The 23,766-nt window shown below is 43.0% G+C and carries 26 protein-coding genes; 8 read left to right on the forward strand and 18 right to left on the reverse strand.

Going from position 1 to position 23,766, the window contains the following annotated elements; genetic code table 11:
- Positions 1–4: 4 nt before the first annotated feature.
- The 10 genes from BS636_RS14780 to BS636_RS14825 all read right to left on the reverse strand — a co-directional run bounded on the left by BS636_RS14780 (position 5) and on the right by BS636_RS14825 (position 9,931).
- Positions 5–649, reverse strand: a complete 645-nt coding sequence (locus BS636_RS14780) for a hypothetical protein (RefSeq protein ID WP_099339466.1) — start codon at positions 647–649, stop codon at positions 5–7.
- A 199-nt stretch (positions 650–848) separates the two neighbouring features.
- Complete coding sequence (locus BS636_RS14785; protein WP_171266035.1) at positions 849–2,738, reverse strand: M48 family metalloprotease; 1,890 nt, start codon at positions 2,736–2,738, stop codon at positions 849–851.
- An 88-nt stretch (positions 2,739–2,826) separates the two neighbouring features.
- On the reverse strand, positions 2,827–4,362 hold the full coding sequence (gene purF / locus BS636_RS14790) for an amidophosphoribosyltransferase (RefSeq protein ID WP_099339468.1): 1,536 nt from the start codon (positions 4,360–4,362) through the stop codon (positions 2,827–2,829).
- A gap of 24 nt (positions 4,363–4,386) precedes the next feature.
- Entirely contained in the window at positions 4,387–4,968 is a 582-nt protein-coding gene (locus BS636_RS14795) for a CvpA family protein (protein WP_099339469.1), read from the reverse strand.
- Positions 4,969–4,973: 5 nt separating this feature from the next.
- Positions 4,974–5,975 carry a quinone-dependent dihydroorotate dehydrogenase gene (locus BS636_RS14800; protein ID WP_099339470.1) on the reverse strand — a complete coding sequence of 334 codons (1,002 nt, stop codon included), beginning with the start codon at positions 5,973–5,975 and terminating at the stop codon, positions 4,974–4,976.
- A 90-nt stretch (positions 5,976–6,065) separates the two neighbouring features.
- The gene (gene gspM / locus BS636_RS14805; RefSeq protein ID WP_099339471.1) at positions 6,066–6,545 is read right to left on the reverse strand and encodes a type II secretion system protein GspM; all 480 of its coding nucleotides are present in this window, start codon (positions 6,543–6,545) and stop codon (positions 6,066–6,068) included.
- Complete coding sequence (gspL, locus tag BS636_RS14810) at positions 6,545–7,684, reverse strand: type II secretion system protein GspL (protein ID WP_099339472.1); 1,140 nt, start codon at positions 7,682–7,684, stop codon at positions 6,545–6,547. Before gspL ends, gspM begins: the two co-directional genes overlap by 1 nt.
- A gap of 29 nt (positions 7,685–7,713) precedes the next feature.
- Complete coding sequence (locus BS636_RS14815) at positions 7,714–8,169, reverse strand: phosphoglycerate mutase family protein (protein WP_099339473.1); 456 nt, start codon at positions 8,167–8,169, stop codon at positions 7,714–7,716.
- A 77-nt stretch (positions 8,170–8,246) separates the two neighbouring features.
- On the reverse strand, positions 8,247–9,320 hold the full coding sequence (locus BS636_RS14820) for an NAD(P)H-dependent glycerol-3-phosphate dehydrogenase (protein ID WP_099339474.1): 1,074 nt from the start codon (positions 9,318–9,320) through the stop codon (positions 8,247–8,249).
- A 29-nt stretch (positions 9,321–9,349) separates the two neighbouring features.
- On the reverse strand, positions 9,350–9,931 hold the full coding sequence (locus tag BS636_RS14825) for a nitroreductase family protein (protein ID WP_099339475.1): 582 nt from the start codon (positions 9,929–9,931) through the stop codon (positions 9,350–9,352).
- A 259-nt stretch (positions 9,932–10,190) separates the two neighbouring features.
- Here BS636_RS14825 and BS636_RS14830 point away from each other — a divergent pair, with 259 nt between their 5' ends.
- The gene (locus BS636_RS14830) at positions 10,191–10,571 is read left to right on the forward strand and encodes a hypothetical protein (protein WP_171266036.1); all 381 of its coding nucleotides are present in this window, start codon (positions 10,191–10,193) and stop codon (positions 10,569–10,571) included.
- 57 nt (positions 10,572–10,628) lie between these two features.
- On the opposite strand, the gene rhlB is transcribed toward BS636_RS14830, so the two are convergent.
- Entirely contained in the window at positions 10,629–11,780 is a 1,152-nt protein-coding gene (rhlB, locus tag BS636_RS14835) for an ATP-dependent RNA helicase RhlB (protein WP_099339477.1), read from the reverse strand.
- A gap of 98 nt (positions 11,781–11,878) precedes the next feature.
- On the reverse strand, positions 11,879–12,094 hold the full coding sequence (locus tag BS636_RS14840) for a cold-shock protein (protein ID WP_004280099.1): 216 nt from the start codon (positions 12,092–12,094) through the stop codon (positions 11,879–11,881).
- Between the two features lie 382 nt (positions 12,095–12,476).
- On the opposite strand from BS636_RS14840, the gene BS636_RS14845 reads away from it, so the two are divergent.
- The 5 genes from BS636_RS14845 (at position 12,477) to BS636_RS14865 (ending at position 15,246) form a co-directional block, all read left to right on the forward strand.
- Entirely contained in the window at positions 12,477–12,710 is a 234-nt protein-coding gene (locus BS636_RS14845) for a sulfurtransferase TusA family protein (RefSeq protein ID WP_213064227.1), read from the forward strand.
- 141 nt (positions 12,711–12,851) lie between these two features.
- A complete protein-coding gene (gene rpoH / locus BS636_RS14850; protein ID WP_004894167.1) occupies positions 12,852–13,721 on the forward strand; it encodes an RNA polymerase sigma factor RpoH in 870 nt (289 codons plus the stop codon).
- 135 nt (positions 13,722–13,856) lie between these two features.
- Positions 13,857–14,222, forward strand: coding sequence for a DUF423 domain-containing protein (locus BS636_RS14855; protein ID WP_099339479.1), 366 nt, complete (start codon positions 13,857–13,859; stop codon positions 14,220–14,222).
- 28 nt (positions 14,223–14,250) lie between these two features.
- Positions 14,251–14,448, forward strand: coding sequence for a sulfur carrier protein ThiS (thiS, locus tag BS636_RS14860; RefSeq protein ID WP_004812315.1), 198 nt, complete (start codon positions 14,251–14,253; stop codon positions 14,446–14,448).
- A 15-nt stretch (positions 14,449–14,463) separates the two neighbouring features.
- Positions 14,464–15,246 (forward strand): thiazole synthase, encoded by a 783-nt coding sequence (locus BS636_RS14865; protein ID WP_099339480.1) that lies wholly within the window; start codon positions 14,464–14,466, stop codon positions 15,244–15,246.
- A 207-nt stretch (positions 15,247–15,453) separates the two neighbouring features.
- Here the strand turns inward: BS636_RS14865 and BS636_RS14870 are convergent, their stop codons facing one another.
- The 3 genes from BS636_RS14870 to BS636_RS14880 form a co-directional block, all read right to left on the reverse strand.
- The gene (locus BS636_RS14870; RefSeq protein ID WP_099339481.1) at positions 15,454–15,765 is read right to left on the reverse strand and encodes a putative quinol monooxygenase; all 312 of its coding nucleotides are present in this window, start codon (positions 15,763–15,765) and stop codon (positions 15,454–15,456) included.
- 15 nt (positions 15,766–15,780) lie between these two features.
- Positions 15,781–16,362: an NAD(P)H-dependent oxidoreductase gene (locus BS636_RS14875; RefSeq protein WP_099339482.1), complete on the reverse strand. Its 582-nt coding sequence runs from the start codon at positions 16,360–16,362 to the stop codon at positions 15,781–15,783.
- 158 nt (positions 16,363–16,520) lie between these two features.
- The gene (locus BS636_RS14880; protein WP_099339483.1) at positions 16,521–17,132 is read right to left on the reverse strand and encodes a glutathione binding-like protein; all 612 of its coding nucleotides are present in this window, start codon (positions 17,130–17,132) and stop codon (positions 16,521–16,523) included.
- 218 nt (positions 17,133–17,350) lie between these two features.
- Here BS636_RS14880 and BS636_RS14885 point away from each other — a divergent pair, with 218 nt between their 5' ends.
- A complete protein-coding gene (locus BS636_RS14885; protein WP_099339484.1) occupies positions 17,351–18,796 on the forward strand; it encodes a SulP family inorganic anion transporter in 1,446 nt (481 codons plus the stop codon).
- Positions 18,797–18,954: 158 nt separating this feature from the next.
- On the forward strand, positions 18,955–19,671 hold the full coding sequence (trmB, locus tag BS636_RS14890; RefSeq protein ID WP_099339485.1) for a tRNA (guanosine(46)-N7)-methyltransferase TrmB: 717 nt from the start codon (positions 18,955–18,957) through the stop codon (positions 19,669–19,671).
- Between the two features lie 41 nt (positions 19,672–19,712).
- On the opposite strand, the gene BS636_RS14895 is transcribed toward trmB, so the two are convergent.
- The 3 genes from BS636_RS14895 to BS636_RS14905 all read right to left on the reverse strand — a co-directional run bounded on the left by BS636_RS14895 (position 19,713) and on the right by BS636_RS14905 (position 23,716).
- The gene (locus tag BS636_RS14895; protein WP_099339486.1) at positions 19,713–21,140 is read right to left on the reverse strand and encodes a coniferyl aldehyde dehydrogenase; all 1,428 of its coding nucleotides are present in this window, start codon (positions 21,138–21,140) and stop codon (positions 19,713–19,715) included.
- Between the two features lie 43 nt (positions 21,141–21,183).
- Entirely contained in the window at positions 21,184–22,797 is a 1,614-nt protein-coding gene (locus BS636_RS14900; RefSeq protein ID WP_099339487.1) for a GMC family oxidoreductase, read from the reverse strand.
- Positions 22,798–22,936: 139 nt separating this feature from the next.
- Positions 22,937–23,716 (reverse strand): Rossmann-like and DUF2520 domain-containing protein, encoded by a 780-nt coding sequence (locus tag BS636_RS14905; protein ID WP_099339488.1) that lies wholly within the window; start codon positions 23,714–23,716, stop codon positions 22,937–22,939.
- Positions 23,717–23,766 lie beyond the last annotated feature (50 nt).

A 23,766-nucleotide genomic window follows, 5' to 3' on the forward strand; every position in this document is an offset into this window, starting at 1 on the left:
TTATTTATTCCATATTGACAGGCCTACTTTGCATAAACTGCCAGAGTCGCTTTTTAAGAATTGGTCGATCCAGCATTTCCTGCAGGGAGGCCAATTGAGTAATTTTACTGCTTGAAAAATGCGGAACTTTTCCAAGGAAAATAATATTTTTTTCATGGCTCATGACATCCAGAAAACCCTGGATATAAGATTCTACACCACGTCCATCCTGCACATTATCCCAAGGGAATGGCCAATTGAGTTCTGAAAATTCACATAGCACTGCACGTTGAATGTTCGCCCAGAGCAACTGCTGATCTTCAGTTAAAGTGCTGGCATCGATGACAATAGTACAATGCGCCAAGCTTAAAGCTTGCAAGCTAAAAGGCGCGACCTCAATAATTTCACGAAGCTCATGCACCAGTTCTGACTTAAATGGTATTTCGAATGTAGGTGCTTCGACAACTGGCGCAGGTACTTCTATAGGTACAACAGGACGTTCAATAACTGGCGTTTCAGCTTTAAGCTCAGGAAGGATAATTTCACTTAGGACTTCAGGTTGTGACTGGTCACGCCACAATGCAGGCTGATGCGGTTGACACGGCTCCGCCCGAGGAATCCAGATATCAATTCCTAGTGTCGCCAGTATGTCACGCTGATGCCCTATCATCTTCTTTTCATCACCTATTTCAGGCTGAATATTTTAACGGGATTCCACTTCCTTTGCCGAACTTTTTCGGATTTTTCACTGCACATTACAATTGATTTGTAGAGAATCTAGTTTTAGTAACTCTCATCGTTTTATTTATATGCAGATTCAAGCATTATTTAAGATCATGCGTTAGTTAATGAATACTTTCAAGTCTGGATTAAATAATCATGATGCTGTTCTTTTTCTGCATCTGATCAATAATTTCATCGACTTCAAAGCCCAGACGCCAGTACAGCAATTCCATCACATCAAATTCATCTTGAGTAATGATGCGGTCATTCCAGAGACAGATTTCTGCAATACCCAATATACTGAGTCGGTCACGCAGTAATAGTCCCGAAATATCATTCAGAATTTCCGCCAGATCAATCGGCTCATCTGAAATCTCGGTATACATTTCCAGTTCTTTTTGGGTCAGGATACGTTTTAAAATCCGCTCACGCACATCCAGCTGGTTATCACTATTGATCTGTTGCACATGCAGCAAGGCATCAATCAGACGCACAATTTGCGGTTTAACTTCTTCCAGTGCCGTCGGCGTATGTGCTGGCAGTAAGTTCAGCTCATATTTCACACATTCCAGTAGCAAAGCATCTAGTAGACCAATTTCACCATCTTCCTGAATAATTCGTGCCAGTTTCATCACAAACTGCCGTGCTACCGTAGTTGGCATGCCACCAATATTTTTACAGGCTTGCTGGAAAATTGAAATATGTACCCGCCCATCCAGATTCAATAATGAATCCACAATCGCCCGACTGATTTCGGCTTCGGTTGGAATAAATTCTCGGTACTGACGAATCATTAGAATTGCAACCATCACTTCTCGTGAACCCGTTGCAGTTTGCAATGCACGCTGAATCAGCTCTGGTCGTGGTGTATTGGCACGGTTCTCTGGATTTAGTGGCTTAACCGCATCCTTTATAGCAAAACTGATCGGGGATAGACGCAATAAAGGCAATGGCTGTGGCGAACTCCAAGCCGCCGTGCTGGTTACTGCCATCTCTTCAAGAGATCGAAATAAACTAAATAGAGGCTGATTTTGCAGTTTTTTCAAATTTTCAAGCTGTAAATCCTGGATTAAGGATGGATTCAGCTCATAGATTCGCTGTTCAATACTTGGATGGATATTTAGCCAGTTCTGCTGACTCAATGAGTTGGCAAAACACATATGCGAAATCGATTCGGCATATTCACTATGAATCTGCGAGCCGGAATGATGCACATAAATCCGTAGTAAGGTCTGCACATTGGCATCATTCTGAATCAGGCGACGGGTCTTTTGATCATTTTTAAAGGTTCTGCCACCTAAGGAAATATATTTAATGAAACGGGTAATCAGTACACCTAGGCTACCAATCAGCCAGATCACTGCGCCAATGCCAACAAACAGGGTTTCAAACTTGTTTTCTGCCGGCATCCCATTGCGATAGAAGCCCCGCTTAGCCATCTTACTGCCCCACTGGCTAAAGGTAGTCAGGCTGCTATAGAGAATCTTGAGACGGGTATTTTCTGCCGCCTCACCGGAAAGAATCTTGTTAAATTCATGGCTCAACAAGCCATACAGTTCAATTTCATCAAGCGTCTGTAAAGCTCCCCAAGTCAAAATAATAGCCGTATTTCCCGGATTAAAACCCGCGGTCAGGGCATTGACCCCGATTTCATCAGGTAAAACGTATACTGCTGGAGGCTCAATCAGAAAAGTATCAGCTAATTGTTCTGCAATCTTCAGGGCGATGCTTTCTTCCGGTACGCTTTCAATCAGGCTCAGGCGACGTGCACCCATTTGACGAGCCAAAGAATAACCACCAGCACGAAAGACATAAAACTCATACAGTACTGACACGACCATGATCGAACCGACCAGCGCGATCAGATAAGGGCTCAACACATGCCAATAAATAGATTGTGTAGGATCAAAATAATGGACGAGTAAACCAGTGACGGTATTAATAATCGCAATTGTTAATAGCACAGCAATCAGACAGACACTGGCTGGCCATAGCATATTTTTATTCTTAATAAACGCATATCCTACGCTTTTCAATGCTTCACCCTGATCACATTGTTTTAGCTTTGCCCAATCATAAATGAAAAAAGCGGGAAATTCCCGCTTTTTTCATGATTTTAAAGACTTAGACTTCGCGTACGCCAGTCAGGTCTACGGATGCAGCATCAATATTTACATCAATAAACTTGTCACCTTTTTTGGCGCCATCACTACGCTTTTGCTGTAACTGATCCAGGTATTCTTCGTTAATACCACCCGCCACATACACACCATCAAATACAGAACAGTCGAATTCACGCAGGTTCGGTACAATCTTGGTACGCACTGCATCTTTCAAATCTTCCAGATCCTGGAAAATTAGACGATCAGCACCAATAATTTCACGAATTTCTTCAACACTACGCTCAGATGCGATCAGCTCAGATTTCGCTGGCATATCGATACCGTACACGTTTGGATATTTCACCATTGGTGCAGCAGACGCAAAGAATACTTTCTTCGCACCAGCATCACGTGCCATTTGGATGATTTCGTTACAGGTGGTCCCACGTACAATCGAGTCATCGACCAATAGAACATTCTTGCCTTGGAACTCAAGCTCAACTGGGTTCAGCTTTTGACGTACTGATTTTTTACGCAACTGCTGACCTGGCATAATAAAGGTACGACCGATATAACGGTTTTTCATGAAGCCTTCACGGAATTTCACACCGAGAGTATTTGCTAGCTCAAGCGCAGAAGTACGTGAGGTATCTGGAATTGGAATCACCACGTCAATATCGTGCTCATCACCCCACTCGCGCAGGATTTTATGCGCTAGCTTCTCACCCATTTTAAGACGGGCTTTATATACTGAAATACCATCAATGATTGCATCTGGACGTGCAAAGTACACATATTCGAAAATACATGGGCGGTATTCCGGATTTGCTGCACATTGCTTGGTAAAGAAATTACCTTCCGAGTCAATAAACACAGCTTCACCTGGCTCGATATCACGCTCAACTTTAAAGCCTAACGCTGTGATCGCTACAGATTCAGAAGCAATGATATATTCCATACCATTTTCAGTTTCACGCGAACCGTAGATTAATGGACGGATACCGTTTGGATCACGGAAGCCGACAATCCCTTGACCTGTAATCATAGCAACCACTGCATAACCACCTTTACAGCGTTCATGCACACGCGTTACTGCATGGAAGATATCTTCAGAAGTCGGTACCAGTTTGCCACGTTTCTGCAATTCGTGCGCCAATACGTTCAGTAATACTTCCGAGTCAGAATCAGTGTTCATGTGACGCAAATCAGTCTTGAACAGGTCATCATGGATTTCTTCAGCATTGGTCAGGTTACCGTTATGTGCCAAAGTAATCCCATAAGGAGAGTTCACATAAAACGGCTGCGCTTCCGCACTGCTCGACGTACCCGCAGTCGGATAACGCACGTGACCAATACCGTAATTACCTTGTAATGCACGCATATGACGGGTATGGAATACATCACGCACCATACCAACATCTTTGCGAAGGAACAGGCGGCCTTCGTGACAAGTTACAATCCCAGCTGCATCCTGTCCACGATGTTGTAACATCGTTAATGCATCAAACAACATTTGGTTAACAGCTGATTTACCAGCAATACCAACCACTCCACACATAGCAACCTCGCAGACAAGCTAGGATTAATAAAAAGGATTATTCGTAGACTCAGCCGATGACTTGCTTTTTGCAGCAGGCTCAGCTGATACATCTGAAGATTTTCTGGAATCTTCAGACTTGATATGTTGTAGGGCTTCGTTTGCAGTATCTTTGGACATCTGGGTCGCCCATGGCGCATAAGGAAGCAAATTCTGAATCACTTTGGACTGTTTCCAGTGCGGTGAGCTCTCTACCCATGGACCAATGCCCTGCATGGTGATCAGAACAATCAGCAAGCCTTTCAGGCTGCCAAATACCCCACCCGCAAGCCGGTTTAAAGGTCCCAGTTTCAGGGTTTTCATCAGGCGGTTGAGTAGGAAGGTCACAATCCAGGTCAGAACCACAATCATCAGGACGATGAAAGCGAATGCTGCAATTTTTTGTACCACTGGATCTGTACTGAGAGCAAGCATGGAAGGCGCAAGTAGTGTTGAATATTTCGCAGCCACAATCAGCGCAAAAATCCAGCCAGCTAAGTTCGCAAAGGCTTTAATAAATCCTTGACGCAAACCGTTTAGCCCTCCAATGAGCAATATAAACAGTAAAAAGATGTCAATAGCAGTCATGGAATTCAGAATGCGTCAACACAGTCTTTTACAAGTTTCGGTCCTGTATATATGAGGCCACTATAAACTTGTACAAGGCTGGCACCAGCTTGCTTTTTGGCAGCGGCATCGGCACCCGAAAGAATACCACCCACACCAATCAATGGAATCTGTCCTTGCAGCGCATCTGCAAAGGCTTTTAAACATGCCGTACTTTTCTCAAAGACCGGCGCACCAGATAAACCACCTGCTTCTTCAGCATGTTCCAGACCTTCAACACCTTCACGGGATAAAGTCGTATTGGTCACAATCAAACCATCAATCTTGAATTGCAATAATTGCTGGGCAATAAATGCAATATCTTCAGCTTCGAGGTCTGGTGCAACTTTTAGGACCAAAGGTACATAATGCTGGTTTTCTTGAGCAAGCTCAAGCTGACGGTTTTTTAGCGTTTCCAGCAGCTCGGTAAGCGCATCACCACTTTGCAGGCTACGCAGGTTTTTTGTGTTGGGAGATGAGATATTAACAGTGATGTAGGAAGCGTAATTATAAACCTTTTCCAGACAGATTAAATAATCATCAACTGCATTTTCAACCGGAGTTGCAGCATTCTTGCCAATATTAATCCCAAGAACACCTTTAAATTTTGCAGCCTTAACGTTTTCAATCAGTTTGTCCACACCGTCATTATTAAAACCCATACGGTTAATAATCGCTTTCGCTTTTGGTAAACGGAACAAACGGGGTTCTGGATTACCTGGCTGAGGAAGCGGGGTAATCGTGCCGATTTCAATAAAACCAAAGCCTTGGCTTGCAAGGGCATCGATATAGGCACCATTTTTGTCCAAACCTGCTGCCAAACCCACCGGATTCGGGAATTCAATTCCCATACAGGTGACTGGTTTAGAAGCAACATTTTGACGCATCATCCCCATGGCATGGGAGGATTTCAACAGTGATAGTGTCAGCTCATGTGCACGCTCTGGTGCTAAAGAAAACAACAAAGGGCGGGCTAGAGAATACAACATATCTAGAAAAGTCTACTGCTTTTTAAGTCGGCATATTATAGTCACAGCCCGGTAAAAAAACCATGCTTTGCAAATCTTTATTTTTACCGGTTATATGACAGTCGCTGTTAATTTAATCTGCCCAGCGTCGCTGATAAGTTCCATTTTTTCAACACTTAAGCCGCTTTGTGCCAGCTGGGTCAGGAAATTTGCCAGTACAGAATAATTTTCATGACCAACATTCAGTAAAATTTTACCTTCCTGCTGCTGGGATGAAACCGATAATCCCTGCTGCTGAGCCGCACGTTGTACTTTTTCTGAGGCATCCAGTTGCAGATCCCCTGCTGGCTTCATGGTCGCTGCGTTACTCTGCATCCAGACCAAGGTGTCTTTTAAGGTATTCAGGCGCTTTTGCTGGGTATCCGCAGCTTTGTGCATATAGAATAGCACGGAACCGACTGCAGCCACGATGACAAAGATCGTGGTAAAGATCACCATATAGCGCTCGCGAGTGCTCAGGCTATCCAGATAATCTGTGATGCGTTCAATGCGCTGATCCAGCTGAGTTTGAATATTATCGAGCATTTTCATTATTGTATTCTCACCGATCCAACTGCACCTACGGCATTGGCTTGCACATTGCCTAGTTCCACCTTAAAGCCTTGCTGTGTCAATTGACGCGTCAGAGTACTCAGAGCATCAGAAGACTTTGCCTGCAGATCCATATTCAGACTTGAGCTATCATAGCTGACCCGCTGTGCAATAATCTGATTTTGCATTAACATCGGTCCGACTCGACTGATCAGATCAAAGGCTTGGGTATTCGCCACTTGGCTTAAACGCATCTGCCCTTCAAACTGGCTCTTGATATTCTGCTCGTTTACCGGGTAGTTCTGACCAAACCAATATTTAAACTGGTCAATGGCTTGAGAAGCCGTTTGATTGGCTATCTTTTTATATTGGTACCAACGCACCGCATCATAACTAAATTGCAATACCAGAATACCCAAGAATACAGCTGCACAGGCTTTCCAATAACCGGAAACCGGCGCATCTGACTTGGCTTTGGGCAAAACATTAAAAGGATGCTGTTTGGCTTTTTTCAGTTGAGGAATGCTGTACTGGAATGATTCAATCTGGTCATGCGTAACATACGCTTCCAGACTTCGCAGCTGGTCGTTATTCAGGTTGCTGACTTTGTAATTTACATCTTTAGGCTGATAATCCAGATACAAACTCAGATCATCCACCGAATGACCGACATATTCCGATTCACGGACCAGCAACCGTCCAGCGACTTCAGCTATTATATGTTGATTTTCTTCAGGAACCGGCAGGACCAGAAAATCTGGCAGTAAAGCTGTGACTTTGACCGGCAGCAGATGTAAGGCATGCTGCATGGTTTCAACGGTTGAATTGGCAATTCCGAGCACACTGAGCTGATCGGGCTGCTGAAAATGATGCAGTACTTTCATCGCATCCACTGGCAGAATGACATATTCCTCCAGCAAATATTTGATGGCATCTTGTCCCATTTTCTTATACTGGGCTTTGGACATTGTCTGCTGCAAAATCTGCACATGACGACTTGGGAAAAAGACGGTTGCCTCTGTCCCATGCTGTCCCTGAATCTCCTGAATCAGTTGCTCAAGTGTATCGGCACTTTTCCAGAATTCCCCATCTGACCATTGCCAAACCCCATTGGCTTCTGGCATCCATAAATACAACATTGATTGTTTTCTGCCGTTTTAATAGTTTTTTATACTGTTGGAATAAAGCTTTTTTGCTGGGTCGATAGCCCTGCTGTAATCACTGCCTGATCATAAATTCGCGCTTCTGATAAATGAAAAGGATGGAAAGATTCCTCTGTCAAAATGGAAGCAATATGTGCCACCACATTCATATGACAGACTACCGCAATTGACTCATACGGCAATTGCGACAACCACTCAACTGCGACTTTAGCATCATCATCCGGTTTAATAGTATTACAGATCACGACTGGAACATCTTTATAAAAAGCTTGCAAATGTGCCAAGGTTTCTTGGGCACGCAGCAACGGACTCACGACAAAGACTTCTGGTTTTATCACGCCTTTTAAATATTGAGCAGTTTGTTCTGCCTGCAGATGCCCACGCTCAGTCAAAGGACGCTTGGTGTCATTACCATGTACTGGTGGAGCTGCTTCGCCATGACGCACGAGTGTCAGTTGCATACATTTCCCTATTCGTTCATTCAGCTGATGATCAGACCCTAATTCAAGACTGATCAACCAGTTCCATCACTTATAAATCAGACTTGATGATGTGGCAAGACAAATTCCACATCACTGCGATGACCATTTTTCATTAAGGACACGGCAATGCTCATTGGTGGCGCACCTTCGAAGATCACCGCATACAAAGCGCAGGTAATTGGCATATATACATCCAGCTCTTCAGAGCGCGCTTTCACCTGCACAATGGTGTTAATCCCTTCTGCTGTTTGACCTAATTCAGTGGTTGCCTGCTCCAGCGTTTTACCTTTACCCAATGCATAACCGACCTGATAGTTACGGCTTAGCGGACTGTTACAAGTCGCAAATAAATCGCCTACGCCAGACAATCCCAAGAAAGTTAACGGATTGGCACCCAGCTTCACTGCAAAACGACTCATTTCAGCCAAGGCACGTGTCAAAATCATACTCTTGGTATTTTCACCAACGTTATAAGCGGCCGCCATACCCATCGCCACAGCATAAATATTTTTCAGTGCACCACCAAGTTCCACACCATGCACATCATCGCTGGCAAAGACACGGAATAAAGCGCTATGTAATGCTTGCTGCACCGCATAACGCACCAGTTCTGACTCACTCGCAATTACAGTACCCGCTGGTTGCCCAGCGACAATTTCTTTCGCAAGGTTTGGGCCAGACAGCACACCATACGGTACTTCAGGCAATTCCTCATGAATGATATCGCTCATAAAACTAAAGGTTTTTGCTTCAATCCCTTTAGTCAGCGAAATTACTGCTTGAGAGCTAATAAACGGCTTAATCTGTTTCAGTACATCACGGAAAGAATGGCTAGGAATCGCTACCAAAATGATGTCACGGTCACGTACTGCTTGTTCCAGATCAGATACCGCTAATAATGCAGGTTCCAATTGGAAATCCGGCAAATAACGCTTATTAATATGGGTGGTATTAATATCCGCAGCAGTGGCTTCATCACGAATCCAGATCATGGTGTCACAACCATTGCGTACTGCGGTATTGGCCATCGCTGTACCAAAACTGCCACCACCCAACACCGTAATTCTTAACGCAGTCTTACGGTCAATTTCTACTGGTTCAACCAGATCTGAAAATTTTAATTCTGACATGTAGTTTTAATATCCTATATTCAGCCAAATTAGTGTGATGGATTCCACTGGCTGACAAATTCTTCTGTATGGATTTCTGCACGTGGCGCAATCGTTTTTGCTGCCGTACCAATATAAATAATGCCTGAAACCAGATCCTTCTCTGAAATTCCCAAAGCCTGCTTAAAGTATAGCGACTCTACAACGGCTCCACTACGCCACATGGTCGAAAAACCTTGAGCCTGTAAGGACAATAAGAAATTCTGAATTGCAGCGCCAGAACTCAGGATTTGTTCAAAATGTGGCACTTTGGGATGGTCTTTTAAACGGGTTAAAGCCAGAACCAGCAAAGGTGCACGGAAAGGATGGTGCTTGACCCGCTCAATCTGTGCTGCTTCGGTCTGGCCTAGATCAATCAATGCCTGTGACAACAACTCACCAAAAGCTTCACGCTTGTCATCCGGAATAACCACAAATTCAGTCGGTTTCAAACGATGATAATCAGGAGCAGTAAGTGCCGCTTGAAAAGCCATTTCCAGCTGTTCGGCATTTGGTGCTGGAGCAATCAGCTGACCAATAGATTGACGTTGATGAATATTCTGATGAACGATTTCGATCGTTGATTCGGTCATTGCCTTGTATTTCTATACTTAAAAACTGTGATCAAGATTAGCATATTCATCTCGGGATTCTCTATATCCTGTATTTTTATTCAGCCTGCTTAAGCACTTTTAGCTCATCTTTAATCATTTTTGATCACGATTTTTAAAATGCTTTAATCATGATGACATGGCTAATACTGAAAATTGCCAAACTTATACATGCTCTACAAATTATCAAGATTATTATGTGATTAATTATACGATTATCTGATCTTGACGAGTTTTAGACATGACAAAAACATTAACCATGGGTGCAGCGATTGCTACTGCACTAGCTTTGACCGCGTGTAGCTCCAATCCAACCAACACGACTGCAATCCAAAAAGAAAATAATCAATTTGAAGTCACTGGCTTAGGTAAGACTCAGGTGATTGCCAAAAACAATGCCGTGAACGCTGCTTCTAAAACCTGCGGCTCACGCGCAACACCAATTATTGTCGATGAACAATCTACTTATGATGGCGCACTCAAAGGCGTAGTCGATGAACAAACTGGTCAGATGATTCAGGCAGCTGCCAAAGTACTGGGCAATATCGCGGGTACAGGCAATAGCATTAACTCAGATGATGACTACCAAACCACCCTGACCTTCCGTTGTCAGTCTAGTTAATTAAAGTATTAACTATAAAAAAACCGCTCAATGAGCGGTTTTTTTATGAACTGGAAATTAGCAATAACCTTCCAGGCGCGTCAGTGGTAATTTCTGGCCAATGGCTTTCTCAATCTCTGGAAGATAGAACGCATCATCTTCAGACAGGAAACTGATACTCACGCCACGGGTACCAGCACGGCCAGTACGGCCAATACGGTGTACATAATCATCCGACTGTTCTGGCAAAGTAAAGTTCACCACATGCGATACGCCATCGACATGGATCCCACGACCAGCCACATCGGTGGCAATCATGATGTTGTGCTTACCGTTTTTAAACTGATCCAGCATTTTCAAACGCTTGTCTTGTGCAATTTCACCAGACAGCATCACCACTTTATAGTTATCACGTTTTAGATGATCATAAAGTTTACGCACCTGATCACGACGATTGGCGAAGATCATCACCTTCTCGATCGGTTCATCACGCAGAATGTCTTGTAGCAGTTTGTATTTATCTGCCTTGGCGACCATATACACACGTTGCTCGACATCGGCATTAGTTTTCTTCTCTGGCTCAATTTCAACAGTGACCGGTTCAAACAACCACTGTTGTGCCAGATTCAATACGTCATAACTAAAAGTCGCCGAGAACATTAAGGTCTGGCGCTGTTCCTTACGTGGTGAGAAACGTACGATACGTTTTACCGAAGGAATAAAGCCCATATCCAATAGACGGTCAGCTTCGTCGATCACCAAGAATTCAATCTGATCTAACCAAACTTCTTTTTGTTCAACAAAGTCAATTAAGCGGCCTGGCGTTGCCACCATGATATCAACAGGAGCTTTATCTAACTGCGCTTTTTGCTTGTCAAAATCCACACCACCAAGCAGTGTCACTACACTCAGGTCAGTAAACTTGGTGAGCTCATGCGCATCACTTTCGATTTGCAGGGCAAGTTCACGTGTTGGTGCCAGAATCAGTGCACGTGGTTCACCACGATAGCGCTGGCCTTGTACAGGATTGCTCAATAGATCATTGATGATACTCACCAGGAAGGCCGCTGTTTTACCCGTACCCGTCTGAGCACGACCAATTGCATCGTGACCTGCCAATGTGAATTTTAAAACCTTCTCCTGAATAGGCGTCATAGAAGAAAAGCCTAAAGCATCGATCGCTTGTTTTAGATTAGGATGTAAATTTAAGGTTTCAAAACCAGATGACATAAAGCGGTGCTCTAAATAGATAATCACTAAGATATAGACAGTATAAACAAAAAACGCCCCAATTTATATTGGGGCGTTTTATTAGCTTAATCCGAAGATTAGTCTAATGGTTGTACTTCTTCAGCTTGGAAGCCTTTTTGGCCTTTTACAACACTGAATTCAACACGTTGGCCATCACGAAGTGAACGGTGACCGTCACCTTGGATCGCACGGAAATGAACGAATACGTCATCACCGCCATTACGTTGAATAAAGCCGAAGCCTTTAGTATCGTTAAACCACTTAACTACGCCTTGTTCGCGAGCAGCTGTCATAAGTCAATCCTCATTGTACCGAAAAGAAGGACCACCCGGTGTTGCAAACAGCAGAGCAAACAAGTTTGAAAATATTATTTTTAAGCTTGTAATCATTCTGTAAAACTATTAACAAAATCCCGGTTACATCCATTTAGTCGTAGGACGAAAAACAATCAATTTGTTTATCTAAAATCCCACTAACGCATCGAGCTTAACATGGGTTTCTGACAAATAATAGCCTTTTTTTAGGTTTGTTCTAATTGATTTCGCTATTTTTTTCAGAAATTTGCATAAGGTTTTTTTATTTATTATTTCGTTTAATTTTTTTTAAAAAAGTTGGGATTTGGCATCCTATTTGCTAATATTTAAACCCTTTTTAAGTCGAATGAATATTACGGAAATGAGTGATCACGCAGATCAGATCCGCACCATCGATGCCATGGGTAAACTCTGCCCTATGCCACTCTTGATGTTAAAGCGCGCACTGAAAAGCCATCCAGGCGAAACCTTTCTGTTGAAATCATCAGATCCGCATAGTCAGATTGATGTTTCGCGTTACTGTGAGTTAAATCAGCTGAAGTATGATATGAAACAAATTTCCGACGTGGAGTTTCACTACGTAATTGAATCCTAAAAATTTTCAATTAAACTATTTATCTTCACATTCGTATAAAAGTTTACATATCTATACCCAAATATCCATCATTTGACTGGAGATTGGATTAACATAAATCTTAGATTTGGGAATGATCCCGTTATTCCTTAAGGAGAACACATGAGTGACAGCAGCAATCAATTGATGCCCCTGTCATTATCGGCGCCAGGTGTCAATCTCGGTGCTTATATTAGTACTGTCAATCAGATTCCTATTTTAACTGCCGAACAAGAAAAAGAGTTGGCAGACCGATATTTCTATGACCAGGATTTGGACGCAGCAAAAATGCTGGTGATGTCCCACCTGCGTTTTGTTGTACATATTGCACGTAGTTACGCAGGTTATGGCCTGCCTCAAGGTGACCTCATCCAAGAAGGCAACCTTGGTCTTATGAAAGCGGTAAAACGCTTTGACCCGAATATGGGTGTCCGTCTTGTTTCCTTTGCCGTGCACTGGATTAAGGCGGAAATCCACGAATATGTGATTCGTAATTGGCGTATTGTTAAAATTGCGACCACCAAAGCACAGCGTAAACTGTTCTTTAATCTGCGTAGTCTAAAAAAGTCATCTAAAAAGCTGACATTAGATGAAGCTCGATCCATTGCTAATGACCTGAATGTGACCCCTGAACAGGTTCTGGAAATGGAAGGCCGTTTGACTGCCTATGATGCAGCATTTGAAGCTTCTGGCGATGATGACGATGAAGGTTCAGGTCATGTTGCTCCAGCACTATATCTGGAAGATAACCGTTACGATCCGGCACGTCTGATTGAAAATGAAGACTACGAAGAACAAAGTACTGCTGCCCTGCACGATGCCATGGAACAACTTGATGACCGTTCACGTAACATCTTGCAGCGTCGCTGGTTAGATGATGAAAAATCCACCCTGCATGAGCTTGCCGCAGAATACAATGTTTCTGCCGAGCGTATTCGTCAACTGGAAAAAAATGCCATGGAAAAAATTAAAGTTGCGATGTCTTCCAACTAAGTTCCAAGCATTTTATAAAAAGTTTTATATAAAAAAGCCTTCAGATCTGAAGGCTTTTTTATCTTTTAATGCCGTGTTTCAGCCTGTACTTTTATGCTAAGGTTAAGCGCAAAATTTACAGGATGATCAATTCAGATGTGGATTGCGATTTCAGCGATTAACCTCGCCCTAGCGGTCATGCTTGGTGCTTTTGGTGCACATGGTTTAAAGAGCCGTGCAACTGAGGCTCAGCTTGGCTGGTGGCAGACTGCAACCGATTACTTTTTCTATCATGCGCTGGGCTTACTGCTATTAGGTATCCTGGCAAAAGTGATTCCACAGTTGCCAATTAAGCCAAGTTTTATTTTGATTCAATTGGGCATTTTACTGTTCAGTGGTTCACTTTATATTATGGCGCTTGGTTTACCGCGCGGTTTGGGTGCAATTACCCCGATTGGCGGTGCACTGATGATCGCAGGCTGGCTGACTCTGGCCTGGAATGCATTCAAATACATCAAGTAAGAACTGATCACATTCAGAGGGTGCCAACATGAACATCTATATCAATGGCGAACAACAACAGACCGACTGCACGACCTTGATGGAACTGGTCCAGCATCTTGCGCTTGAGGGTAAGCGCTATGCTGTTGAAGTCAATGAAATGATCGTTCCCAAAAGCAGATTGGCAGCAACGCCAATCTGTGAGGCAGATAAAATCGAAATCATTCACGCTGTCGGTGGCGGCTAAGGTTCGGAAAATACTATGCAAGATATACTTCAAATTGGCTCACGCCAGTTCCAGTCACGTCTGTTGGTTGGTACAGGAAAATATAAAGACCTACAGGAAACTGACCAAGCAATTCAGGCCAGTGGTGCAGAGATCGTGACGGTTGCAATCCGCCGTGTGAATATCGGTCAGCATCCCGATCAACCGAACCTGCTCTCTGTCGTTCCACCAGAAAAATACACCATTCTGCCAAATACGGCGGGTTGTTTCGATGCCAATAGTGCAGTACGTACCTGTATGTTGGCACGTGAACTACTGGATGGACATAATCTGGTGAAACTGGAAGTTCTGGGTGATGAAAAGACCTTATATCCAAACATTACTGAAACATTAAAAGCTGCCCACACCCTGATTGATGATGGTTTTGAAATCATGGTGTATACCTCAGATGATCCAATTGTAGCGCAAGAACTGGAAAGTATGGGCTGTGTTGCGATTATGCCTTTAGGTAGTCTGATTGGTTCAGGTCTCGGTATTTTGAATCCGCACACCATTTCCATTATTAAAGAAAATGCCAAAGTGCCTGTTTTGGTTGATGCCGGTGTTGGTACAGCCAGTGATGCAGCAATTGCTATGGAACTGGGTTGCGACGGCGTATTAATGAATACCGCGATTGCTGCTGCGCAAAATCCGGTCTTGATGGCGTCTGCTATGCGCAAAGCAGTGGAAGCAGGTCGTGAAGCATTCTTGGCCGGTCGTATGCCGCGTAAGCGTATGGCCAATGCCAGCTCGCCCGAAACCGGTTATTTCTTTAAATAAGAATTTGGGATGTTATATACAACCAAAGGATTTATTTTAGTGATGTCAATCAGTTCAGGAGCTTCCAGTAAACTCCTGAACTTTTAAACATTCATTATCCTGATTACATTTTAAGATTAAGTATGAGATTTCATCCACTCACTTGGATCAGTCCAAATGTGGAACTCAAAATATAATCACAGACTCTTTTAAACTCACAGTTGCAATCTAAAGCGCTTCTAAAATACGGATCTTCACACTGGCAACCGCGCCTTCAGTGGCTTTGGCATGTTGCTGCATATTCACACTGTGCATATGGGTTTCCAGATGCTGAATACTTTCCCATTTCTCAAACATCATGATTGAAAAAGGCACTTTGGTCTGCAATTGACTCTCAATCGATGGATGATCAATATAAACATCATAGAGATGACAACCCAGCTCTTGTAATACCTGTGCACGAATGTTTTCAAATGAATCCAGAACTTTTTTCATATCTTGTTCTGAATGACAGATAATTTCAGCAATAACGGTAATCATGGTTACATCTCCTGATTAAGCGAAAATTTTAGTTAAGTGTTCACGATACTGGACGATATATGTGTCAACTTTCGGTACTTTAATGACATCATTTACTATAAATGTTGGTAAAGCCTGCATACCCAAGAATTGGTTGGCTTTATGAAATGGTAAGTAAACACCATCTATGCCTACTCCATGGAAAAATTGCTCAGCATCATTAAAAGCCTCCATCGGTGCATTCCAGGTAAGTGACAACATATAGTTTTTATCGTGAATAAGACCACCTGAGCCATATTTTTTTGAAACGTCTGAACGTGAGCGACCATCATTTGCATACAGGCTGCCATGCCCTTCTGTAAAGACATCATCAATATACTTTTTCACTGTCCATGGTGTACCCATCCACCAGCCCGGCATCTGATAAATGACCGTATCTGCCCAAAGATATTTTTCAACTTCAGCTTGTGTATCATATTCACTGTCGGCACGAGTGATCTGAACCTGATGTCCTAACTCTGACAATACTTCTTGAGCCAGCTCAGTCAAGGTATCATTTAATTCACCATTCGAGTGTGCAAAAGTTTTCGCGCCATTTACCAATAAAATATTTTTCATTAAAAAAAATCTGCATCTAAAAATCTATGCAGGCACTATAAAGATTCTGTTTATCCCTAAAAAGTCGTTAATCTGAAAATGATTATTGACTAAATATCAATAATAATTTTTGAAGTAATAAAAAAAGCGCCATATGGCGCTTCTTCGAAACTTGAGAATTAAGGAATTAAACCTTCATCACGCATCGCAATTTGTACTGACTGACGTTCAGCTACTTTATTGCGAATCGCAATAATATTCTTATAAGGAGTCAGGTCATGTTCAATATGGTTAGACCAGTTAGTCAGTACAAACAGATAAGCATCTGCTGGACCAAAGTTATCATCTACCAGATAGTCATTGTCTGATTCACCAATGGCTTTATCAATGTAGCTTAATAAACGGTCAATTTCTGCATAGGCTTTTTTCTTGGTTTCATCATCCATTGGCGCACCAAAAAAAACTGAATACGCATCATGCAATTCTGAGTTCAGGTAACCTAACCATTCCAGAACTTTGGCACGCCCCATACCCGATGGCGGAATTAAATCTTGTTTTGGATCGTGTTGTGCCAGAAATGGAAGAATCGCAACGTTTTCAGTTAGGATCAGACCTGGGTTAATTTCCAGTGCTGGAACATAGCCTTTTGGATTGATCTCGTAATAATCTGCGCCTTTCTCAGTTTTATGTGTTTTTAAATCAACACGTTCCAAATCAAAATCAACATTAATTTCATTTAAAATAATATGTGCTGCCAACGAGCATGCACCAGGTGCATAGTAAAGCTTCATTTCTGATCCTTGTTATCTACTTCTCAATGTTTTAAATCGCTTCCAACAAACTTTCAAGTGATCAAACCTGTAAATTGCAAAAAAGCGTAACTGCCGCCAAAAGACATTTACTCCTTCAATATTGAGTATATTCCTGACATTTTCAAGTCATTCTTGTGTGGATTTTTAAACCAGGACGATTAAGATACGCAGGGTTTAAAATTTAATGATGAAATTCTGTGATAAGTCTGAAAAAAGAGGAATGGTTTTCCAATATCCGCACTGATGTTCTGGCTGGACTGGTGGTCGGTTTGGCACTCATTCCAGAGTCGATTGCCTTCTCTGCCATTGCTGGCGTCGATCCTCAAGTCGGTCTGTATGCCTCGTTCTGTATCGCGGTATCCATTGCTTTCTTTGGTGGTCGCCCTGCGATGATTTCGGCAGCAACAGGTGCGATGGCATTACTGATGATCACCTTGGTTAAAGACCATGGTTTGCAATACTTACTGGCTGCTACGATATTGACCGGGATAATTCAGGTGATTGCGGGAACATTTAAAGTTGCCAAATTAATGCGCTTTGTTTCGCAATCTGTGGTTTATGGTTTCTTGAATGCCTTGGCGATTTTGATTTTTGTCGCGCAGATTCCAGAAATGCAAAAAATGGATGCTATCGGTTATCTATTTGTCGCGCTCGGTTTAGTGATTATCTATTTATTTCCTTATATTCCGAAAATTGGTAAAGCCATTCCCTCACCGCTGATTTGTATTATGATCCTCAGTGGATTAGCACTTTTACTCGGTGCAGATATGCGTACCGTGAGTGATCTTGGGCATTTTCCAGATACTTTACCTGTTTTCTTGATCCCAGAAATTCCGCTGAATTTTGAAACACTACAGATCATTTTCCCTTATTCAGTGACTTTGGCTACTGTCGGTTTACTTGAAACCATGATGACCACAACCGTGGTGGATGAAGTCACCGATTCAGAAAGTGACCGTCATCAGGAATGTCGTGGTCAAGGTATGGCGAATATTGTTAGCGGCTTTATGGGCGGCATGGCCGGCTGTGCCATGATTGGTCAGTCGATCATTAACGTTTCTTCTGGTGCACGTACCCGTCTGTCTACCCTAGTTGCCGGGGTATTCCTGCTCTGTCTGGTGGTGTTCCTGAAAGACTGGCTGGCTTATATTCCTATGGCTGCATTAGTCGCAATTATGATCATGGTGTCTTTTACCACCTTCCAGTGGGGCGCGATCAAGCAATTTGGCAAGCATCCTCTTGTCTTTAATGTGGTGATGATTGCAGTCGTACTGGTGGTTTTGGCAACACATAATCTCGCGTTAGGTGTACTCATTGGTGTCGTTCTGTCTGCTCTGTTCTTTATCAACAAGCTAGAAAATACGGTTCATGTTGATACCCATTTGATTGATGAAAATTCACGTCGTTATGAGATTTCCGGGCAGATTTTCTTTAGTAGTTCCGACCGTTTCTATCAGTTCTTTGACTTTAAGGAAAACGTGAAAAAAGTCGAGCTAGATCTGACTCATGCGCATATCTGGGATGTCACTTCTGTGAATATGTTTAATAATATGGTGCAGAAATTCAAGGCTCAAGGCATTGATGTACAGGTAATTGGACTGAATGAAGCCAGCAGCACGTTGGTGGATCGTTATCAGACCTGATTAGAAATCATATTCAGTAAAAGGACCAATTGGTCCTTTTATTTTACCTGTCCTTTGCTGAAGCTCTATTTTTAATGGCGAATTCCTGAGAAAAGTTTGACTTGCTCAGCTCAGGACTTAAAATACCGCATTCTGAATTATTTAGATTTGCCAAAGTTATGTCGAACGATCAATTAGACCAGCAAGTCGTGGAGCTGGACAATTTAAGCGAGCACCGTGAAATTGTGACGTTTATGCGCCGCTCAGCACCGCTGAACACCTCTCAACGTACTGCGCTTGAACAATATGGTCACTTAATTTTGGAATATCCTGTTGGGGATTTACGTCAGCATTTTGAACATCCTGAACGTCCACTGACTGTAGAAATCGGTTTCGGTATGGGCCGTTCACTGGTACTGATGGCCAAAGCCAATCCTGAACGTAACTTTGTCGGTATCGAAGTGCATGTACCGGGTATTGCACAGTGCGTGTATGAAGCAGGTATGGCAGGCGTGACTAACTTACGTGTACTAGATGCTGATGCAATTCAGGTATTACGTGAAATGCCAGACAACAGTATCAATACTATTCAACTCTACTTCCCTGATCCATGGCAGAAAAAACGTCACTTTAAACGCCGTTTCGTGTCACACGACCGTATGCCATTGGTTGAGCAAAAGCTAGAGCTTGGCGGTACATTCCACGCTGCAACAGACTGGGAACCATATGCGGAATGGATGCTGGAAGTTCTGGAAGAACGTCCACGTTTAGAAAATCTGGCAGGCAAAGGTAATAGTTATCCACGTCCTGACTGGCGTCCTCAGACTAAATTTGAACGTCGTGGTATCGAAGCTGGTCACAAGATTAATGATTTTATCTTTAAGAAAATTTCTTAATTTAAAAGTCAAAAAAGCGCTGATTGTTCAGCGCTTTTTTATTAACGTAGAAAAATACGATAAATCAATTTGAGGATCGAACTGCCATACGGCGGATAAATCAACTTCATCAAACTGAATTTTGGTCGACTAAAGACTGACTTGGCATGACTAAAGGTCTTAAAGCCTTCATGTCCATGATAATGCCCCATTCCAGATGGTCCGATCCCGCCAAATGGCATATCTTCCATACCCGCGGTCATTAAAGTTTCATTGAGACAAACTCCACCACTATGCGTTGCATGTAGCACTTTTTGCTGCTCAACTTTATCATAGCCGAAATAATACAGTGCTAATGGCCGGTCATGCTGGTTGATATAGTCAATCGCTTCATCAATCTGCTCATAGCCAATGACTGGTAGCAATGGCCCAAAGATTTCATTCTGCATGATTAGCATATCTTCATGCACATTGGTCAGGACCAGATGTGGCAAACGACGCCCATCTACGCCCTGTTCAATCTGATGTAACTCAGCACCTTTGGCTCTCGCATCCTCAATATACTGCTGCAAACGAGTAAACTGGCGGTCATTAACAATGGTCGTATAATCCGGATTACTCAGGATACTATTTGGATAAAACTGTCGAATTGCGTTGAAATAAGCCTCTATAAAGGCCGGTATTTGTGACTGATGAACAAATGCATAATCAGGTGCCACACAAGTCTGCCCGGCATTCATGGTTTTGCCAAATGCTAGACGACATGCACTTTCCTGTAAATCGGCATCCTTAGCAACAATCACAGGGGACTTGCCACCAAGTTCCAGTGTCACTGGCGTTAGATTATCGGCTGCTGCATGCAGCACATGCCGCGCAATAGATGTCGCACCGGTAAATAGCAAATGATCAAACGGCAAAGTCGTGAATTGCTGCGCCACCTGAGCATCTCCTGTCACAACTGCAATTTGATCCGCTGGAAAATATCGCGCAATCAGCTGTTGAAACAGGCTGGAAAATTCCGGGGTATATTCACTCATTTTCAGCATGATCCGGTTACCCGCTGCCAATGCCTGTCCTAAAGGTCCGATGGCGAGAAAAAGTGGATAATTCCATGGGACTACAATACCAACCACGCCTACTGGCTGGTACATTACATAGCCAGTCGCTGGCTGGAATAAAATTCCGACCTGACGTTTACTCGGCTTCATCCATTTTTTTAGATGCTTTAAGCTGTGTTTCAGTCCATTTAAGCTGATCAGCACTTCAAACAGCTTGGTTTCATCAAGGCTCCGATTGGAGAAATCCCGGCTAATCGCGTCTGCCATTTCATCCTGATGCTCAACTACCATTTGATGTAGCGTTTTCAGTTGCTGCTGACGCTGTTCATAGCTTGGATAGGCCGCTTGCAAACAGGCCTGACGCTGCTGCTGAAAGATATCCTGCATATATTTGGTATTATCCAGATTGGTACCTTGTTCCCATGACGTCATATGCTATCCCTATTAATTCTGTAAAAATGAAGTTCTCATATTATTAAGCAACTTTTGGTGCCTGTTGTCTTGCACGGATCAGATCCACTGCTTTTTCCGCAATCATAATCGTTGGCGCATTGGTATTGCCATTCACAACCGATGGCATGACTGAAGCATCAATGACTCGAAGATTTTGAATACCATAAACACAGAGTTCAGGATCGACCACAGACATCTCATCAACGCCCATCTTACAGCTACCGACCGGGTGATACACGGTATCGACCCGATTACGCAGAATGTCCCGGATGTCATCATCCGTTTTCACATTCGCGGTAAATAAGTCCTGCTTATACAGACTGGAAAGTGATGGTGATTGCATTAACTTTTGCGTCAATTTAAAACCTTGCACCAGATCATCCAAATCGCGCTCATCATCCAGGAAATTTGGATCAATCAAGAGTGGATCATGAATATTTGGTCCACTGAGTTTGATCGAGCCCCGACTGCGCGGATTTAATAAACAGACATGGCAGGAAATGCCATGACTACTACGGAATTTTCGTGCATGGTCATCCACCAGCGCCACCACAAAATGCAGTTGCAGATTTGGAATTTTCAGATCAGGGGAACTTTTGATAAAGCCACCACATTCAGCAAAATTAGAGGCAATCATGCCACGGCGTTCACTGCGATAACGTGTAATCTGCTTCAACATATCCAGTGAACCTGACATGGAAATTCCAAAGGTTCCGGCAAACTCCTTGACACTATAGCCAAAAATAAAATCGGGATGGTCATGAAAATTCTTTCCAACGCCCGGTAAATGATGATTAAGTTCAATGCCATGCTGTTGCAATTCTTCAGCATTACCAATTCCAGATAGCATCAGGATATGTGGAGATTGCATAGCGCCAGCCGAGAGTAAAACTTCCTGCCGTGCCTTTAAAATTTTTAATTGACCAGCATGTTGTACCTGAACGCCGACTGCTGTTTTTTGCTCAATTAAGATTTTATGTGTGGTGGCTTTGGTCCAGATGGTTAGATTCGGACGATTCAAATGAGGAAACAGATATGCTCGAGCTGCACTACAACGTTCACCATTATCATGCGTGACCTGATAAATACCTAAGCCTTCTTGCTCTGCACCATTAAAATCATCCAGAACCGGATAGCCCTGTTCACGTGCTGCCTGCAGATAACGTTCATGGAAAATACTGTCCGTTTGCACATCGGATACATGTAAAGGACCATCATTACCATGATATTCATTCTGAATGCGATGATTGTTTTCAGACCTGATGAAATATGGCAGCACTTCCTCATAAGACCAACCAGTACAGCCTTGCGCTGCCCAATCATCATAATCGGCACGATTACCACGAATATAAATCATGGCGTTAATTGCGGATGAACCACCCAGACATTTGCCACGTGGCTGATAACCTTTACGTCCATTCAGCCCTTTTTGTGGAACAGTTTCAAACGCCCAGTTGTTGATTTTGGTCGGCAAACTCATGACACAGGCGGCGGGAATGTTCACTGTCCATGCATTGCCATGACCACCTGCTTCTAAAAGACAGACCGAAATATTAGGATCTTCACTTAAACGACTGGCCAGTACGCATCCTGCGCTCCCTCCACCAATAATGATGTAGTCAAATTCCTGTTGCATTGTTATTGTTCCATTTTCATTATTATCTTCTCAACTTAAGATATTTTTTGAAAATAGACAATCAAAATTCTGAATGAAACTCAATGCCTGATTGAGAATTCTGCACGGAATTCAAGTAGCTAGATGGTTTTTCTTACACTTAAGAAGATTGATGACGTTGCAAGATCTGCTGGCTTAGCAATGCATACACTTCTGCCAAATCATTTCGTTGAGACTGCTCTAACATCTGCTGATGCATATTGAGAATATTCTGATCGCCACGCATCGCAGGTCCGGTCTGCATCTGACGAGGATCATTCTGTGTGGCTTTATTGGCAGTTTCCAGAATCAAGGGATAAAGTAAGCTGAAATCTACATTTTCTGCATCAACCACCTGTTTGGCCATGTCATAACAATAATTACTAAAGTTACAGGCAAATACAGCAGCTAAATGTAAGCTCAAGCGTTGACTAGAACTGTAATTATAGACTCGCTTGCTTAGACTTTTTGCAAGCTCTAATAATAAGGTTTGATCTTGTTCATTTGCCGCTTCAATAAACAGTGGTGTCGTCTGCCAGTCAATATCACGCTCCAGACTAAAGGTTTGTAATGGATAGAATACGCCAGCTCGTGCATGCACTTTTTTGAGTACATCTAGATGGGTACTACCTGAGGTATGGACAATCAAGTTGTGTGGTAGATACGGGTGAATCTGCTCAATCACTGAAGCAATAGACTGGTCACTCACAGCAATTATTACCAGATCCACATCACTAAGCAGCTCTTTAGGTTGGGCTATCGCTTGTGCCTTGAATTGTTCAGCCAGTTGCTGTGCTTTTTCTAAAGTCCGGCTATAGATCTGCACAACCTCATGTTGTTCTGATAATACCCGCGCCAGATGATAGGCCACTCGCCCTGCCCCGATGATAGTAATCCGCATCTACTCATATTCCTGAATCATTGCGCACAGCATGCCAATAAAAAAAGGAC

It is taken from the genome of Acinetobacter sp. LoGeW2-3, from assembly GCF_002688565.1.
Taxonomy (GTDB): domain Bacteria; phylum Pseudomonadota; class Gammaproteobacteria; order Pseudomonadales; family Moraxellaceae; genus Acinetobacter.

Excerpts from the sequence above, each read along its gene's own strand:
- BS636_RS14780 (WP_099339466.1), bottom strand. The coding sequence starts at position 649 with ATGATAGGGCATCAGCGTGACATACTGGCGACACTAGGAATTGATATC.
- purF (WP_099339468.1), bottom strand. The coding sequence starts at position 4,362 with ATGTGTGGAGTGGTTGGTATTGCTGGTAAATCAGCTGTTAACCAAATG.
- BS636_RS14795 (WP_099339469.1), bottom strand. The coding sequence starts at position 4,968 with ATGACTGCTATTGACATCTTTTTACTGTTTATATTGCTCATTGGAGGG.
- BS636_RS14800 (WP_099339470.1), bottom strand. The coding sequence starts at position 5,975 with ATGTTGTATTCTCTAGCCCGCCCTTTGTTGTTTTCTTTAGCACCAGAG.
- gspM (WP_099339471.1), bottom strand. The coding sequence starts at position 6,545 with ATGAAAATGCTCGATAATATTCAAACTCAGCTGGATCAGCGCATTGAA.
- gspL (WP_099339472.1), bottom strand. The coding sequence starts at position 7,684 with ATGTTGTATTTATGGATGCCAGAAGCCAATGGGGTTTGGCAATGGTCA.
- BS636_RS14815 (WP_099339473.1), bottom strand. The coding sequence starts at position 8,169 with ATGCAACTGACACTCGTGCGTCATGGCGAAGCAGCTCCACCAGTACAT.
- BS636_RS14820 (WP_099339474.1), bottom strand. The coding sequence starts at position 9,320 with ATGTCAGAATTAAAATTTTCAGATCTGGTTGAACCAGTAGAAATTGAC.
- BS636_RS14825 (WP_099339475.1), bottom strand. The coding sequence starts at position 9,931 with ATGACCGAATCAACGATCGAAATCGTTCATCAGAATATTCATCAACGT.
- BS636_RS14830 (WP_171266036.1), top strand. The coding sequence starts at position 10,191 with ATGACAAAAACATTAACCATGGGTGCAGCGATTGCTACTGCACTAGCT.
- rhlB (WP_099339477.1), bottom strand. The coding sequence starts at position 11,780 with ATGTCATCTGGTTTTGAAACCTTAAATTTACATCCTAATCTAAAACAA.
- BS636_RS14840 (WP_004280099.1), bottom strand. The coding sequence starts at position 12,094 with ATGACAGCTGCTCGCGAACAAGGCGTAGTTAAGTGGTTTAACGATACT.
- BS636_RS14845 (WP_213064227.1), top strand. The coding sequence starts at position 12,477 with ATGAGTGATCACGCAGATCAGATCCGCACCATCGATGCCATGGGTAAA.
- rpoH (WP_004894167.1), top strand. The coding sequence starts at position 12,852 with ATGAGTGACAGCAGCAATCAATTGATGCCCCTGTCATTATCGGCGCCA.
- BS636_RS14855 (WP_099339479.1), top strand. The coding sequence starts at position 13,857 with ATGTGGATTGCGATTTCAGCGATTAACCTCGCCCTAGCGGTCATGCTT.
- thiS (WP_004812315.1), top strand. The coding sequence starts at position 14,251 with ATGAACATCTATATCAATGGCGAACAACAACAGACCGACTGCACGACC.
- BS636_RS14865 (WP_099339480.1), top strand. The coding sequence starts at position 14,464 with ATGCAAGATATACTTCAAATTGGCTCACGCCAGTTCCAGTCACGTCTG.
- BS636_RS14870 (WP_099339481.1), bottom strand. The coding sequence starts at position 15,765 with ATGATTACCGTTATTGCTGAAATTATCTGTCATTCAGAACAAGATATG.
- BS636_RS14875 (WP_099339482.1), bottom strand. The coding sequence starts at position 16,362 with ATGAAAAATATTTTATTGGTAAATGGCGCGAAAACTTTTGCACACTCG.
- BS636_RS14880 (WP_099339483.1), bottom strand. The coding sequence starts at position 17,132 with ATGAAGCTTTACTATGCACCTGGTGCATGCTCGTTGGCAGCACATATT.
- trmB (WP_099339485.1), top strand. The coding sequence starts at position 18,955 with ATGTCGAACGATCAATTAGACCAGCAAGTCGTGGAGCTGGACAATTTA.
- BS636_RS14895 (WP_099339486.1), bottom strand. The coding sequence starts at position 21,140 with ATGACGTCATGGGAACAAGGTACCAATCTGGATAATACCAAATATATG.
- BS636_RS14900 (WP_099339487.1), bottom strand. The coding sequence starts at position 22,797 with ATGCAACAGGAATTTGACTACATCATTATTGGTGGAGGGAGCGCAGGA.
- BS636_RS14905 (WP_099339488.1), bottom strand. The coding sequence starts at position 23,716 with ATGCGGATTACTATCATCGGGGCAGGGCGAGTGGCCTATCATCTGGCG.